12 protein-coding genes are annotated in these 14,800 nt (G+C 64.1%); 3 read left to right on the top strand and 9 right to left on the bottom strand.

The features are described from left to right. The 9 genes from ACK4ZD_RS06495 to ACK4ZD_RS06535 all read right to left on the bottom strand — a co-directional run. Window positions 1-2,194, bottom strand: a 2,194-nt coding sequence (locus ACK4ZD_RS06495; RefSeq protein WP_409659805.1) for a type VI secretion system Vgr family protein, incomplete at its 3' end; no start/stop codon positions are given. Between the two features lie 32 nt (window positions 2,195-2,226). Beyond that, window positions 2,227-4,944, bottom strand: coding sequence for a type VI secretion system ATPase TssH (tssH, locus tag ACK4ZD_RS06500; protein ID WP_409659807.1), 2,718 nt, complete (start codon window positions 4,942-4,944; stop codon window positions 2,227-2,229). A gap of 25 nt (window positions 4,945-4,969) precedes the next feature. Then, window positions 4,970-6,043 carry a type VI secretion system baseplate subunit TssG gene (tssG, locus tag ACK4ZD_RS06505; RefSeq protein WP_409659809.1) on the bottom strand — a complete coding sequence of 358 codons (1,074 nt, stop codon included), beginning with the start codon at window positions 6,041-6,043 and terminating at the stop codon, window positions 4,970-4,972. Further along, on the bottom strand, window positions 6,007-7,881 hold the full coding sequence (gene tssF, locus ACK4ZD_RS06510) for a type VI secretion system baseplate subunit TssF (protein ID WP_409659810.1): 1,875 nt from the start codon (window positions 7,879-7,881) through the stop codon (window positions 6,007-6,009). The genes tssG and tssF overlap by 37 nt, the downstream gene beginning before the upstream one ends. Before the next feature lie 2 nt (window positions 7,882-7,883). Further along, window positions 7,884-8,375 (bottom strand): type VI secretion system baseplate subunit TssE, encoded by a 492-nt coding sequence (gene tssE, locus ACK4ZD_RS06515; RefSeq protein WP_409659812.1) that lies wholly within the window; start codon window positions 8,373-8,375, stop codon window positions 7,884-7,886. 81 nt (window positions 8,376-8,456) lie between these two features. Then, window positions 8,457-8,996 (bottom strand): Hcp family type VI secretion system effector, encoded by a 540-nt coding sequence (locus ACK4ZD_RS06520; protein ID WP_409659814.1) that lies wholly within the window; start codon window positions 8,994-8,996, stop codon window positions 8,457-8,459. Between the two features lie 38 nt (window positions 8,997-9,034). Beyond that, a complete protein-coding gene (gene tssC / locus ACK4ZD_RS06525) occupies window positions 9,035-10,519 on the bottom strand; it encodes a type VI secretion system contractile sheath large subunit (protein ID WP_409659815.1) in 1,485 nt (494 codons plus the stop codon). 4 nt (window positions 10,520-10,523) lie between these two features. Then, the gene (tssB, locus tag ACK4ZD_RS06530) at window positions 10,524-11,039 is read right to left on the bottom strand and encodes a type VI secretion system contractile sheath small subunit (RefSeq protein WP_409659817.1); all 516 of its coding nucleotides are present in this window, start codon (window positions 11,037-11,039) and stop codon (window positions 10,524-10,526) included. 30 nt (window positions 11,040-11,069) lie between these two features. Further along, complete coding sequence (locus tag ACK4ZD_RS06535) at window positions 11,070-11,720, bottom strand: hypothetical protein (RefSeq protein ID WP_409659819.1); 651 nt, start codon at window positions 11,718-11,720, stop codon at window positions 11,070-11,072. 275 nt (window positions 11,721-11,995) lie between these two features. Here ACK4ZD_RS06535 and tssJ point away from each other — a divergent pair, with 275 nt between their 5' ends. The 3 genes from tssJ to icmH are packed head-to-tail and all read left to right on the top strand — an operon-like array spanning window position 11,996 to window position 14,800. Next, window positions 11,996-12,637 carry a type VI secretion system lipoprotein TssJ gene (tssJ, locus tag ACK4ZD_RS06540; protein ID WP_409659821.1) on the top strand — a complete coding sequence of 214 codons (642 nt, stop codon included), beginning with the start codon at window positions 11,996-11,998 and terminating at the stop codon, window positions 12,635-12,637. Between the two features lie 25 nt (window positions 12,638-12,662). After that, the gene (gene tssK / locus ACK4ZD_RS06545) at window positions 12,663-14,015 is read left to right on the top strand and encodes a type VI secretion system baseplate subunit TssK (RefSeq protein WP_409659823.1); all 1,353 of its coding nucleotides are present in this window, start codon (window positions 12,663-12,665) and stop codon (window positions 14,013-14,015) included. Further along, complete coding sequence (gene icmH / locus ACK4ZD_RS06550) at window positions 14,012-14,800, top strand: type IVB secretion system protein IcmH/DotU (RefSeq protein ID WP_409659825.1); 789 nt, start codon at window positions 14,012-14,014, stop codon at window positions 14,798-14,800. Before tssK ends, icmH begins: the two co-directional genes overlap by 4 nt.

Raw genomic sequence — 14,800 nt, forward strand, 5'->3', positions numbered from 1 at the left:
CGGTGGCCCGCAGCTCTTGCAGCGCGGCTTGCCATGCCTGGTGATTGACCAGCCGATCGGGCGCTGCCTGCGCCTGGGTGTGGGCCTGATGCTCGTGCGCGCTGTGCGCCACGGCGCGCTGTAGTTGCCCGCCACGCTCCAGCTGGGCCAGGGCTTCTCGGGTGTCGAGCTGGGGCGTCGCCCCGGTGGAGCCGCCCGGCCGGGCATGCGCACTGAGCAGCAGGCCGCAGCCCGCGCGCACAGCCCCCCAGGCCTGGGTGCGCAACTGCGCCCCATGGCCCCGCGGCTGCAGCCGCTCGTTGTCGCGCTGGTGCAGCAGGTGCCCCAGCTGCAGCTGGCTGTGCGCGTTGGTGCTGCTCAGTTCGATGCGCCCTTGGCCCGCGCTGTCATCGAAGACGAGCTGGTTGTAGCCGCCGCTGCCGTCTTGGCTGTGAACGAGCTCCTGGCTCTTGTAGCCCGACAGCACGGCCGCATGCTGGTGGCCTTCGTGGACTGGAGCGTCTACGCCAGCCGCCGCAGGCGCCGCGCTGCCGGGAAACCACGCCGGCGCATTGCCCGTGGCGCCGGCCGCCCCCGCCCCCACCTGGTTGCCCTGGGCATCTTCACTTCCGCGGCCGTTGTAGACCGCGCCCACCACCACCGGCCGGTCGATGTCGCCATCGAGGAACTGCACCACCACTTCCTGCCCCCGTCGCGGCAGAAAATTCGTGCCCCAGTTGTCGCCCGCCCAGGACTCGGCCACCCGCACCCAGGTGCCGCTGGCATCGCTGCACGGCGCGTCGTCGCGGCCGTCGTCGCTGTCGAGCCGGTGGCTGCAGCGGCTGCCGCGCTGCCAGTGGAACTGAATCTTGATGCGGTGGTCGCGGTCGGTGTGCACCGGCGCCTCGCCCTCGGCCACGACCACGGCGGTCTGGGCCCCCACGATGGTGGGGCGCGGCTGCAGCAGCACCTTGCCTTCGATGTCGTCGAGCACCGCCGCGCGCACGGGGTGGCTCAGCGGCAAGGCCACGATGTCGTTGTCGTACTGCCCCGCGTCGGCCAGCGCACGACCCTGCTGCACATCCACTTGCGCGCGCGCGTGGGCGCGCAGGTTGTTGCGCGCACGATGCACCACGCGCAGCACGGCGTAGCGGGCGGCCTCGGCAGGCCCCTGGGCATGCCTGGGGTGTCCGGCCAGAACGAAGTGTCCTCCGGCGTGCAAATGCCGCACGCTGCCACGCCCTTGCTCCAGATGCGAGCGCGAGGACACGGCTTCGAGCCAGCGTTGGGCCAGCCGTTGGCCTTGGGTGCTGTCTTCGTAGGCGTACAGTCCGGGCACGTCGGCCCAGTGGGTGTCAGAGGATGCGCAGGCGTCGTCGGCTCGGGCGTGGACTGGGCGCAAGCCCACGCTGCGGTAGTCCCAACTGGCCAGACTGACCTGCGCCACGTGCGTGCGTCGCGTCTGTACCCAATGCTGCAGGCCCTCTTCGCTCACGCTGGCCAGCGTCTGGGTGTAGCGCACCTGCTCAGGCCGGGCGGGGGTCAAGGCGCCATTGTGATCGGCAATGACCAAGGTGTGCCGCCCAAGGCTGTCGTTCGCCTCGGCCTGATGCTCAAACCACCAGAACAGCCCTTCTTCTCGCAGCAGCCGGGTCACGAAGTCGAGGTCGCTTTCTTGGTACTGGATGCACAGCGAGCGCTCGGGATACTGTTGCTCGTCGGCCAGGGCCCAGCGCCACGCGGGCATCAATTCGCCCAGCCCTTGGTAACGCTCGAACACCCGCTCGACGATGCCTTTGACGCTCAAGCCCTGAAAGCAGCGGCTGTCCACGCGGTGAGCCAGAAGGCTCAGCCAAGGTTCGATGACCAGCGCATGGCGGACAAAGCCGCCGTCCGAGCCGAGCAGGCTGGCATGGGTCACGTGGCCGTGGAAGGGGCGGGGCTCGGTGCGGCTGGCCGCGGTGAGCAGGTCCAGCCGCACCGGCCGGCCGAGGAGTTCGCGCTGCGCCAGCGAGGCGCTCGCGCTCACGGCCGTCAGTTCGATGCGAAAGCCCACGACACCCTCGCACGGGCCGATGCTTTCCGTGATCGTCGCCTGCTCGGCCAGCAGCACGTCCGGACCGAGCGGCGTGTGCAGGCGCAGCAGCCGATCGTGCTGGCTGAAACCCGCCTGCGCAGCTTGCGCCACCTGGGCCAGGTCGGACAGGTTGGTCATCGCTTCCCTCCGTCTGCATGCGCGACCCGTTGTCAGGTCATGCGGTACTTGAATTGACCCTCTTTGCCCACGGTGGCCTTGACCCGGACGACGGGCTGCCCCTCGGCCAGGCGCGCCAGCACCATCTGCGCCAGTTCGGGCAGCAGGCTGCCCCCGAGGAGGTGATCGACCTTGCGAGCACCGGTATCGACTTCGGTGCAACGGCTCAACACGGCCTCGACGAGATCGTCGTCGTACTCGAAGCTGGCACCGTGACGGGCCTTGAAGCGTTCAACGATGCGATCGAGCTTGAGCCGGATGACACGCTCGAGCACGTCGTCGGACAGCGGGTAGAAAGGCACCACCTTGAGCCTCCCCAGAAAAGCCGGCTTGAAGGCTTTGTAAAGGGAGGGCCTCAGCATCTCCTCCAGGGCCTCTGGAGGGGGCAGGTCATCCTTGCTTTTGTTCAGGCACGCCTGCATCAAGGTGGACGATCCCACGTTGGACGTGAGAATGATCAGGGTGTTGCGGAAATCGATCTCGCGTCCCTCGGCGTCTTCCATCACCCCTTTGTCGAAGACCTGGAAGAACAGCTCCAGGACATCGGGGTGAGCCTTCTCCACCTCGTCGAGCAGCACGACGCTGTAAGGTTTGCGGCGTACCGCCTCGGTGAGCACCCCGCCTTCGCCATAGCCCACATAGCCCGGCGGAGAGCCCTTCAGGCCCGAAACGCTATGGGCCTCCTGATACTCGCTCATGTTGATGGTGATGAGGCTGCGTTCCCCGCCGTAGAGAGTCTCGGCCAGAGCCAACGCGGTCTCGGTCTTGCCCACGCCACTGGGGCCTACGAAGAGAAAGACGCCCTGAGGCTTGTTCGGGTCTTCCAGCCCGGCCCGGGCGGTGCACACACGCTGTGCCACGGCCGCCAGGGCATGCGGCTGGCCGATGACACGTGCCTGCAGCGCGTCGTGCAGCTGCAGTACGGCCTGGATGTCATCCTTGACCATGCGTCCCAAGGGGATGCCCGTCCAGTCCGACACGACATGGGCAACGACCTGGGCATCGACATGCACAGGAACCAAGGGGCATTCCCCCTGGATGGCCGCCAGTTCCGCCAACTTCGCCTGCAATGCGGCTTGCCAGGGGGTCAGGCGCAATGGCTCGGCCTTCCTGCGCGCTTTGGCAGGCTGTGATGGAGGTTCGGCATGCACCGCGGCGGCTGAATCGGAAGGGGCTTGCTCGTCGCCACCTTGCTCCAAGCGCCTGCGCAATTCGTCGATCTCGGCGGCCAGCGCTTTCTCTTGCTCCCAGCGGGCCAGGTCGGCATCCAGGCGGGTTCGGACGGCCTGGGACTGGGCCTCGAGTTCGTGGAGGCGAATACGGTGGTCCGTGCCGCTGGCCGCCTCCTTACGCAGAGCCTCGCGCTCGATCTCGAGAGCGCCGAGCCTGCGCCGCGCCTCCTCGATCACGGCCGGCGTGGCGTTGCGGCCCAGGGCCACGCGGGCGCAGGCGGTGTCGAGCACGCCCACAGCCTTGTCGGGCAGCTGACGGGCCGTGATGTAGCGATGGGACAGGCGCACGGCCTCGGCCACGGCGTCGTCGCAAATGCGCACGCCAAAGTGTCGCTCCATCAGAGGGACCATCGCGCGCAGCATGTCCGTGGCCACGGCCTCGGAGGGTTCTTCGACCTTGACCACCTGGAAGCGTCGCGCCAAGGCCGCATCTTTTTCGAAGTACTTCTTGTACTCGCTCCAGGTGGTGGCCGCCACCGTGCGCAGCTCCCCACGGGCCAATGCCGGCTTGAGCAGGTTGGCCGCATCGTTCTGACCCGGCTGACCTCCGGCGCCGATCAGGGTGTGGGCCTCGTCGATGAAGAGGACGATCGGCTGAGGGCTTCGCCTGACCTCGTCGATGACCTGTTGGAGACGGTTCTCGAACTCTCCCTTGACCGACGCTCCGGCCTGCAGCAGGCCAAGATCGAGGACATGCAAGGCCACCCCCTGCAAGGCCCCAGGCACATCGCCGCAGGCAATGCGCAAGGCCAGTCCTTCGACGACGGCTGTCTTGCCCACCCCGGCCTCGCCGGTGAGGATGGGGTTGTTCTGACGTCGTCTCAGCAAAATGTCGATGACCTGCCGGATCTCGGCTTCACGACCGATGACGGGATCGATGTGTCCTTCGCGAGCGCGCTGAGTGAGGTTGACCGTGTAGCGGTCCAGCGCTGGCGTGCCGCCGGGCGTCGCAGAAGATTCGATCGCTGGCGACGGAGTTGCGGGAGCCATGGCCACGCCAGTCGCCTCGGCAGAACCTGAGGTCAGGGTGTCGAGGCGGTGCTTCAAGTCCTCCACGGGGAAGCGCAGCAGAGCCGACGAGGCTTGGGCTGCGATCTGCCTCAAGCCGGGGTCCGCGAGCAGGGCCAGCAGCAAATGGGCGCTGCGCACCCGCGTCACCTGGCTGTCCAGCGAGGCGATCAGCCAGGCGTGCTCGAGCCATTGCGGCACCCGCTGTGAGAAGACGGGCGTGCGCGTGTTGCCTCCCGGCAGCTTATTGAGCGCCGCCTCGAGGTCACGACGTAGCCCGGTCGGTGAAACCTCGCAGCGGGCACACAGCAGACTCAAATCGCTGCGCGGCTCATCGAGCAAGGCCAGCAGGAAGTGCTCGACGTCCACCTCATGATGGCCTCGGGCCATGCACAGGTTGGCGGCTCTCTCGGCCGCCTGCCGCGTGAGGTCGTTGAGTTTGGTGATCAGGGTCTTGAGGGATGCAGACATGGTCGATACCCATAGGATTGAACGTTCACGCCGCAGACAGCATGTCGTAGGCCAGGTCGTCGCGGTCGTGCCTCACCGGCCTGCTGCACAGAAAGGTGCTCCAGCCAAGCCGTGCACCGACACCTCCGGCTTGGGAGTGCAAGGCGGTAGGGAGCACATCCTGCCGACGCAGACACAGGCGGATTTCGAACTCCAGGGATACGCCGTAGACCAACTTCAGCAGACTTTGCAGGGCGTGCGCGCCTGCAGCCCCCGGCAGGAAGTGGGAGTAGCGCTCACGGTCCAGCGGTCCCAGGCGCAATCGCACCCGCAAGTCTCGTTGCCAAATGCGCTCCCCGACCACCGCGCTGCGTCCGAGCACCGCACCGCTGCGCCCCAGCACGCTAAGGGCCGATGGGGGCAACCGAACCCAGCGGCCGACGAACGACTCGATGCGGGCGGAGACACCGAAATGCGCGCCGACCCAAGCCTCAAGCTGCGACGCCGACACCTGCCGACGCTGCAAGGTCCCGGCATAGTGAGCAATCGACTCGTCATGCAGCCCTGCGCCCGGTCGTTCCAGCAAGCGATTGCGCAAGGCCTCCTGGCCCAGCCCGGCCAGAGACAGCACCAGCGGTAAGAAGCCCTGCACCCGGTCCGATTCGTACGCCAGCGCCAATCGATGCTTCTTCCAGGCCAGGTAGAACAGGGCCACGGCGCGGTGGTTGAAAATCTCCAAGAAGGCGCGCGCTGCGCCGTCGCGCCCGAGGAGTTCCCGTTGCACGAGGGTTTCGGTGTAGTGCAGCGGCAAGGTGCCATGCACCCCAAGCAAGCCCATGAACGCTGGAGTGATCTCGAATCGTTCAGCGTTGGCGCAGTCCGGCTCCTGCGTCCCCGTGCGCACGACCTGCAGATCCTCGACCTCACTGGCGGGAAAGCTCAGCGACAGGGAACTGCGAAAGCGCAGGCGCTGCGCCAGGATGTCGTGCTCGCCCTGGCCGTCGCGCACCGACAGCCAGCGAGACAGCAGGCGCACGGCCTGAAAGAACTCGTAGCGATGCGGATCGGCCAGCAGCCGGTCGATCACACGAGGGATTGAGCGCCGCTGCGAGGAGAGCATGACACGAGTTCTTCCCCGGTGCGGGCTGACACCAGCCGCAGCCGTGTAAAGCTGTTGAGATGCGTGTACAGGCCGGCAAAGCGGTTGAGCACCTCGGCGAACAAGTGCAGACCTACCCCGACGAAGCTGGACTCGTCCACCGTCAGACAGATCTCCGTCCCGCGCACGAACGTGGCATACGGTTGACCGGGCAGCCAGGCAACGGTGGGGCGGTACTCCACGGCGACCAACCCATCGATCTGGCGTTGGTTGGACGCGCTTCTCGGCAGGTCGTACAGCCGCAGCATCTCCTTGAACGCGTCGATGCCCCCTTGGCTGAGGGACAGATGATTGAGCGACAAGTGCGAGATGAGCCGCCACAGGGCCCCTTGTCCACGCGCGAATCTCAAACTAGATGTCGGACGGCGAAGCAGGCGAATCTCTTGCGCCACGCTGCCACCTTCGATGAAGAGGTCTCCTCCCGGCTGCCCGATGGCCAGTTGGGTGGGCAGATCGCGGTTGGTGGCGAGCACTTCGAGTGACAAGGTCTCGTTGATCGCCTGGCCTGGTTGGAAGTCCGCATCGACGAACCCCAGTTCCAGTTCATATCCAGGGCTGTGAAGAGCCATCCGCTCGTCACGCTGGGTGTACCAATAGCAGGCCTGCGGCTGGGTGCGCTCGTCATCGCGCAGCAGGTCGTCATGGCGCAATGAGTAAAAAGGCCTGAACTCCTGCGTCGACTCGCCTTGCGGGGATTGACGCACACACCACACCCGGCGAATGGCGTACACCTCATGCGCGTACGCACGACGGGCATCCACCACCACCGGATACAGCGTACGGGCATGCGTGACGCGGATGGGGTCGGCAGGCGTTCGAAACAGGTTGACCACCGGCGTGCAACCGAGACGGAGATGGTGCTCGTCGAGGTCTTCCAAAAGCCGGGCTGCATCCGAATCGCTGCGGATGCCCGTCAGGGGCACGTGAAGAACCACCCTGTTACCGTTGAACACGGCGTCCGGACCTGCCCCCCGCAAAGCCTGCGGGACAGGCAGATCCACGAAATTGAACTTCTCCGGAAAGGCAAAATACTCGGTGAGCAACCGGTAGGCAGCGTGGGATCGAGCATCATGCTCGATGATCGATTCGTGATCCTCGAAACCCACGAGGCTGGGCCGCTCGCTCAGCAGTGTCGATGCACGACGGCCGTCACCAGGCTCCACGATCACGCCGAGAGATTTGGCGCACAGAGCCTCGCGCAAAACGCTGACCAACGAAGGTTCGCCATCGAGATACACCCGCAGCGACTTCCCTGCCCAGGAGGCCAACGAAAACTGGGGCGAGAGAGCTTCGAGATGAATCGAGACGACCGCCGCCGTGCCATCGGGCCATCTGCCGCCCGGCAAAGGCGGTGGCGCCATCCGGAAGTTCACGCGGGCCAGTCGCATCGGTGCCAGTTCGACGTCGTAGACCGTTCGGAACTGGCATGCCACGCCGCGCAGCGGGCGGCTGCGCAACAGTTCACCACGAGATACTCGAACGATGTCGTTGAGCTGGGCGGCTGCAGGCCCCAGGTGGAACTGAGCGACCGAACAAGACGGAAACGGCCGGAGGTAGTGCGGATAGAGCACCTCCAGCAAAGACTCTGTGAATAGGGGGAAGTCGTCTTCGACGCGCTTGTGGATACGCGCTGCGAGAAACGCGAACGACTCGATCAGCCGCTCCACGTGAGGATCCTCGGAAGACTCTCCGCTCAGCTGGAGACGGGACGCGATTTTTGGATATCGCTGAGCGAACTCCCGCGACTGGTTGCGAAGGAAACCCAGTTCCCGCTCGTAGTAAGGCAGCAGGTCTTCCATCTTCAAACTGCCCAGGATCGATCTGCACCTGCACAGCGCACACGATAGTGTTGTGTCGCCTGGTTGACCACGGCATCGAAGCTCACAGGCTCCTTGCAGCGCTCCACGAGCAGCCAAGCCCGGATGGAGAAATGCAGTTTCTGTGCAGCTGCTCCCCCAGACTCAAGGATCACTTGCACCGCGCTAAGCCTCGGCTCATGAACCCCGATGGCCCGTTCGATGGACTGACAGATGCGTTGACGATCTTCCGGGCTGGCCAGACTCAGACTGCTGAAGTCCACCATGCCATATGAAAGCACGGAGCGGGCGCTCATGGGCCAACCCGCGAAGTCTTGCTCGGCCAGCGCGCAACGGGTATTGAGCAGAGCTTCGAGATCGCGCGCGACACAATCCTTGACCTGCTCCAACGACATCTGAGGCAAGGCGTGGGAGCTGGCCATGCCGGCTCCATCGTCGAACAGGCAGTCCAGGAGTGAAGGGCGGAAGCGCTGCATGCCGGGGTAAGTGGGAGCACCGAACCTCAGAAAGAAAGGCGGAACCAAGCCGCCTTTCTCGTGTACGGGAGCGTTCTGAAATCAGCTGAAGTTGGGAACGTTCTTGGCAAGATCCCAGGCGCCAGTGATGTTGACCTTGCCCGACTTGTCGCCCGTGATATTGAGCTCGTCGTAGGTCCAGCGCACCGCCGAGTACTTCAAGGTGAAGGTTTCGGAGGGAACGCCCTCACCATTCACCGTCGGAGCGACCGACGAGACGATGACGTTCTTCAGCTCGATCTTCAGGTACTGGTGACGGCTCTGCGTGCCAGACGGACTGCCAACATTGTTCTTACCGCCATGAGCGCGGTAGAAATAGACCACCACGTCGCTGATGATGGTACCCGCCGAACAAGCTTGAAGCAGCTTGGGGGTGGCGCCATCGATATCTTTGGTGAAGATCATCTCACCATGTTCACAGCGTTCTGCCGTGTGGCCCCCTGCAGTGGATGCGGTCGCCGACTTGGGCTGACGCACCACGTGGCTCCAGGTGTAGACCTCGACGGTGTCCTTGTGTTTCGTGTCTCGGGAATCGCCTTTGATGTCGCTTCCCTTGAACTCGACGTAAATGTCCTTCGCCATGAAAGATTCCTCCACTGAAACGGTTGGAGCGTTGAGAATCAACCCTTGCCGCCTTGCGGCAGTTCTGCCACGAGACGCAAGGACACGGAAAGTTCGTCCAGCTGGAAATGCGGACGAACAAAGGAGACCGCCCTGTAAACACCCGGACGGCCGGGAACTTCAGAGACCTGTACCGAGGCCTCCCTCAACGGGAACTGCGCCTTCGTTTCCTGCGATGCGGCGTCGTCGGACGTGACGTACTGTGAGATCCAGCGGTTGAGGTAATCCTCCACGTTAGAGGCCGATGCAAAACTGCCGATCTTGTCGCGCATCATCGCTTTCATGTAGTGTGCGATCCGGCACACCGCGAACATGTACTGAAGCTGGGCAGACAGCACCGCATTCGCATTGGCGGCATCCAGGTCATACTTGCGCGGCTTCTGCACCGACTGCGCACCGAAAAACGCCGCGTAGTCGGTGTGCTTGCAGTGCACCAAGGGGATGAAGCCCAGATCGCTGAGCTCTTTCTCCCGGCGGTCGGTGATCGAAATCTCCGTCGGGCACTTCAGTGCGATCTCCCCGTCGTCGGTTTTGAAGGTGTGCGTCGGCAGATCCTCGACGAGGCCACCACCTTCCACGCCACGAATCGCTGCACACCAGCCATAGCTTTCGAAGGCAGCCGTCAAACGAGCTGCAAATGCATAGGCGGTGTTGACCCAAAGATAGCGGTTGTGATGACTGCCATCGACCGATTCGACGAAGTTGAACCCCTCGACCGTCGTACCGTCCTTCGGGTTGTAGGGCAATCTTCCGAGAAAGCGCGGCAGCGTGAGGCCGACATAGCGGGAGTCTTCCGAATCTCGGAAGGATTTCCATTTGGCGTACTCGACGGTATCGAATACCTTGGCCAGGTCGCGCGGTTTGCCCAGGTCGGTAAACTCTTCCAGTCCAAACAGCTCCGGCGAGGCCGACGAGATGAACGGCGCGTGGGCCGCCGCTGCCACATGGGACATCTGTTCGATGAAGTACATGTCCTCGGGCTGGCGACCGATCTCATAGTCACCGATCAGGGCTCCGAACGGCGCACCCCCAAAGGTTCCGAACTCTTCTTCGTAAACCTTCTTGAACAGGGTGCTCTGGTCGAAGTCGATGGCGGTGTTGAAGTCACGCACGAGCTCCTTCTTTGTGGCGTGCATGACCTTGATCTTCATCATCGCCCCTGTCGAGGTGTGCTTGCACAGATAGTGCAGACCACGCCAGGACGCTTCGAGCCGTTGGAACTCCGGGGCATGCATCACCTCGCTCAACTGAGCGGAAATCAGCTGATCGATCTCTGCCACCCGCGCGTCGAGGGTCGCCGACAGATTCTCGGAGAGAACCACCGTCCCCTGCAGGACTTCGCGCACCAGCTCGGAAATGATGTCGCGTGCGCGCTGATGCTCGGTCGGCGACTTGGCCACCCGGCTCTGCTCGACGATGCGGTCGAGCAGAGAATCGGATGTCAGTTCCGCTTGTGGCGCTTGCGCCAGGGCTTGGGCACTCATGTCATCACTCCTTCGTAGGCTGGGCTTCCTGGCCGAGCCGTTCAAGCTGCTCGGTGTTGCGCAGCACTTCGTCCAGTAGATCCTCCAACTTCTCGTTGCCCGCCAGCTTGTTGCGCAGGTCGGCCAAACGGGTTCGAGCCTCGAGCAGTCGGCGCAGTGGCTCGATTTGCTGGACCACCGCTTCGGGGCGGAAATCGTCGATCTGGTTGAATTGGAGATTGACGGCAAACTCGCCGCCTTCCTCGCTGAGGAGGTTACGCACCCGAAACGAGGCCTGGGGAGCCATGCCCGCCATGACTGCATCGAAGTTGTCGAGATCGATGTTCACGAACTTGCGATCCTTCAACCGCGGCGGCGGCGTCTCGGCAGAGGGTTTGCCGACAAAGTCGCCCAGAACCCCTACCACGAACGGCAGCTCCTTCTGTTCGATGGCATCGCCGATCTCGACGTCGTAGGTCAACTGCACCCGGGGCGGACGCACCTTCTCAAGGCGCTTTTGCACACTGTCTTTCTTGGCCATGGGATTTCCTGCGGAGGGGAAGTGGGGCGCTCACTGCAGAGCGCTGAAAGGATTGCGCGATCCGGTCGTCGCCGCCGGCTTGACAACGGAGGAGTCGGACGTTCGGGCAGGCCTCACAGAGGCCGCTGCCGGATGAGCCTCCCTGCGGCGGATCGGCCCCGCAGGGCGCGCGGCCGGTGTTGTCTCCACAGGCTCCGGTGCCACGATCACGGGCTCGCCGATAGCCTCGCGGATGGTCTGTGTCAGTGTCTGGGCTTCCTCGCGGGTGCTGCCTTGCACCGCATTGCCTTGGCGCAGGTGACCCAGGGCCACTGCGGAGGCTCGCAAGCCAGCCACCGCCATGATGCTATGGGCCGTCACGTCGCTCACATCGCGCTGAAGCACTTCCTGCGCCGCCACGATCGCCTGGCCATAGCGCCGCGCTTCCAGATGCATCTGAGCCTGTTGAAGCCAGGGCTCCTTCGCGCCGGGATGTGCACGGGCCGCCTGCTCGAGCAGCGATCCCGCCTTGGCGACATCACCAGCTTCCTGGGCGGAGCGAGCCTGAGACAGTGCCTGTTGCAGGTCAATCCGAGGCAGCTTGTCATCGGTCTGGGGAAGACCGGCACAGCCAGTCAAAACCGCCGCCACTGCAGCCGAGCAGACACGCGACAGCGCCTTTCTGATCGCTTTTTGGTCCATCGAGAAGACCCCTCACCTGTTGTTGCTGATCGTTGCGACAGGCGCCTTCCCTGCACGCGGGTGCAAGTGTCGCGCTCTTGTGCCGCTGAATGGCTGCGGATTAAAACGCAGCTCGGGGGTCCGAAGCTAGGCCTTCGAGGCAATCGTTACACAGACTTACCCATTGAAACAGGAAGTCACCTTATCCCCCTGAACAGGTGAATGCGCACACGGCAGTCTTGCCTAGACTACGGCCGCTTTTCATCACAACAAGCACCGTCTCAGGGAAGAAAGCCATGTGGCACCGCGCACTGCCGGCGTTCAGCTTGCTCACTCGTCTTCTGACCCTCGGAGCCTTGGTGAGCGTCGTCGGTTGCGCGAGTGCCGGCAAGGCGGTTGACGCGGCCAGCGCGATCACGAGCGGCGCGCTGCGCCTGGTCGGCCTGGCGCCGAAGGAGCCTTCACCACCGATCACAGCCCGCCCCATGCGCATCGACCTGCGGCTGCAGGCGAGCGAATCGCTGAACGTGGATGACCAGGGCCGTTCGCTGTCGCTGGTGGCTCGCGTATACAAGCTCAAGGGTGTCCAGGCGTTTCTGTCCGCTCCGCACGACGCATTCACCTCGCCAGAACGCGAACGCGAGCTGCTGGGAGAAGAGCTGATCGAAGCCCGTGACGTGCAGATGCTGCCGGGTCAGCACCGCGAGTGGCGCGAGATGATCCCGCCCGACGCGACTCACCTCGGTATCGTGGCGCTGTTTCACCGACCATCCACGCATGGCTGGCGCCTGGCCTTCGAAACCGCCCCTGCGGCCAAGACAGGCCTGTCGCTCGGCCTGCATGCCTGCAGCGTCAGCGTCGCGATCGGTGTTCCCGTCGGTTCGGGGGCGCCGCCAGCCTCGACCCCGCTTTCGCCCGCGCGCTGTCCTCGCGGATGACTCTTTCAAACCAGAACCCAACGACGTGACACCATCCTCCAAAATCCTCTGGGGCGAGGGCCTGTTCCTGAGGCCCCAGCACTTCCAACGGCAAGACGCCTATCACGAATGGCGGCTGGCGCAGGTCGCGCGGATGTTGCACCCTTATGCCTGGGGTGTGAAGCATTTGCGCATCGACGAAGATGCCTTGCAATCCGGCCTACTCCAGCTGCTGGAACTTCGGGCCGTGTTGCCTGATGGGGATCTCTACGATGCACCCCGAGACGATCTGCTTCCACCGGCCCTGTCGCTGAACGAGCTCGACCTGCAACAGTCGGAGTTCACGTTTCACCTGTGTGTCGCTCCGATGCGCCGAATGGGCAGCAACCATGCCCGACTCGAAGAAGACACGGGCGTCGAGCTGCGGTACCGGCAGGACTGCGATGCGCAAGCCGGTGACTGGTTCACGGATGCCGTCCCAGCCGAGGTGGTGATCCTGCGAAAGGCGGCACGCCTGCGAGGCAGTCACGATCTGCGCGAAGACACCGTGAGCCTGCCGCTGTTGCGCCTGCGACGTAAAGGGACGGGCGGCTTCGAGGTGGATCGGCGCTACATTCCTCCGTCGTTGGCGATCGAGTCTGCTCCCCCTTTGCAGTCGCTGCTGCGCCGGCTGCTCGATGCGCTGCAGGCCAAGGCCGATGCGCTCATCGGTTTGCATCGCGAGCCTTCTAAGAACGTCGTCGAGTTCCGATCGGGAGACGTGGCCTCGTTCTGGTTGCTTCACACGGTCAGTGCGGCCCATGCTTTTTTGTCCCACCTCGCGCGCCACCCCGGGCTGCATCCCGAGCGTCTCTACCAGGGACTGCTCCAGCTCGCTGGCGGCCTGATGACCTTCTCCAAGTCCTTCACGCTGGCCGATCTGCCCGCCTACGACCATCATGAACCGAGCGACTGCTTCGCCAAGATGGACCACATCGTGCGCGAGCTGCTCGAAGCCGTGATCTCGACTCGCTACTTCGCCATCGCCTTGCACGAAAGCAAACCGTCCTTCCACGTCGGCCGCCTGGACAGTGAGCAGATCCAGGCCTCGACCGCATTCTTTGTCGGGCTGTCGGCGGGACTTCCGGGCTCCGAACTCATCGAAACGGCGCCGCTGCGCCTGAAGATCGGGGCACCCGACGATGTGGAAAAGCTGGTCCTGTCGGCCATGCCCGGCGTCCGGCTCGTGCATGCCCAGCAAGTGCCAGCCGCCGTGCCCATTCGCCCGGGCATGCACTACTTCTCGTTGGAGGCGCGCGGCCCACTCTATGAACGCATGCTGCAAGCCCAGGCCATCGCCCTCTACACCCCTCAGGGCTGGCCAGATCTGCGTCTCGAATTGATTGCCGTGAACCCATGACCACTCAGGCCCCTTCCCTCTTCGCCGACACGGAACTGATGCCCTCGCCGGCGCCCTCGCCGTTGCCAGCCTCACCGGCATCCACCGGCAAGCTCGTGGATCTGCTCTACGAGGGGTTCTACATGATCTTCCTGCTGAAGAACCGGCATGGGCCGACCGACGCCGCGTCTTTTCGGGAAAGGCTGCGCGAGTTTTTGGCCGAGTTCGAACGCAATTCGGTCCAGCTCGATGCCAGCGCGGAAGACGTGCACCTCGCAAAGTACGCCTTCTGCGCCTTGGTCGACGAAACCATCTTGACTTCGGGCCTCAAGTTGCGCGAGGACTGGGAACGACAGCCTTTACAACTGCAGTTCTTCGGTGACCAGCTTGCCGGGGAAAACTTTTTCATCCATCTCGAACGCTTGCGTCAGCAAGGCGCTGCCCGCCTGGCCGCGCTGGAGGTGTTCCACCTGTGCCTTCTGCTGGGCTTCCAGGGCAAGTACCTGCTCGAAGGCCAGGAGAAGCTGGGTTACCTCACGGCCAGGCTGAGCGACGAGATCTCCCATCTGAAGGGGCGCAAGGTGGGATTCGCCCCCCATTGGGCGCCGCCCGACCGCGTGCATCACGTGCTGCACACGGTGGTCCCACCCTGGATGCTGGCTGCCGGCTTCGTCTGCCTGGGATTGCTGGCGTTCACCGGGCTTCGCGCCATGCTCGACCGGGCCACTCAAGCCGATCTAGCGGCCTATCAGCAACTCATCCAGTTGCCGCCGCAGGCCGCCCACTTGACGATCACGCTGCCGTGA

Source organism: Caldimonas sp. (assembly GCF_046291045.1).
In the GTDB taxonomy this organism is placed as follows: domain Bacteria; phylum Pseudomonadota; class Gammaproteobacteria; order Burkholderiales; family Burkholderiaceae_C; genus Caldimonas.

Excerpts from the sequence above, each read along its gene's own strand:
- icmH (WP_409659825.1), top strand. The coding sequence starts at position 14,012 with ATGACCACTCAGGCCCCTTCCCTCTTCGCCGACACGGAACTGATGCCC.
- tssF (WP_409659810.1), bottom strand. The coding sequence starts at position 7,881 with ATGGAAGACCTGCTGCCTTACTACGAGCGGGAACTGGGTTTCCTTCGC.
- tssB (WP_409659817.1), bottom strand. The coding sequence starts at position 11,039 with ATGGCCAAGAAAGACAGTGTGCAAAAGCGCCTTGAGAAGGTGCGTCCG.
- tssH (WP_409659807.1), bottom strand. The coding sequence starts at position 4,944 with ATGTCTGCATCCCTCAAGACCCTGATCACCAAACTCAACGACCTCACG.
- ACK4ZD_RS06520 (WP_409659814.1), bottom strand. The coding sequence starts at position 8,996 with ATGGCGAAGGACATTTACGTCGAGTTCAAGGGAAGCGACATCAAAGGC.
- tssE (WP_409659812.1), bottom strand. The coding sequence starts at position 8,375 with ATGCAGCGCTTCCGCCCTTCACTCCTGGACTGCCTGTTCGACGATGGA.
- tssG (WP_409659809.1), bottom strand. The coding sequence starts at position 6,043 with ATGCTCTCCTCGCAGCGGCGCTCAATCCCTCGTGTGATCGACCGGCTG.
- tssC (WP_409659815.1), bottom strand. The coding sequence starts at position 10,519 with ATGAGTGCCCAAGCCCTGGCGCAAGCGCCACAAGCGGAACTGACATCC.
- tssJ (WP_409659821.1), top strand. The coding sequence starts at position 11,996 with ATGTGGCACCGCGCACTGCCGGCGTTCAGCTTGCTCACTCGTCTTCTG.
- ACK4ZD_RS06535 (WP_409659819.1), bottom strand. The coding sequence starts at position 11,720 with ATGGACCAAAAAGCGATCAGAAAGGCGCTGTCGCGTGTCTGCTCGGCT.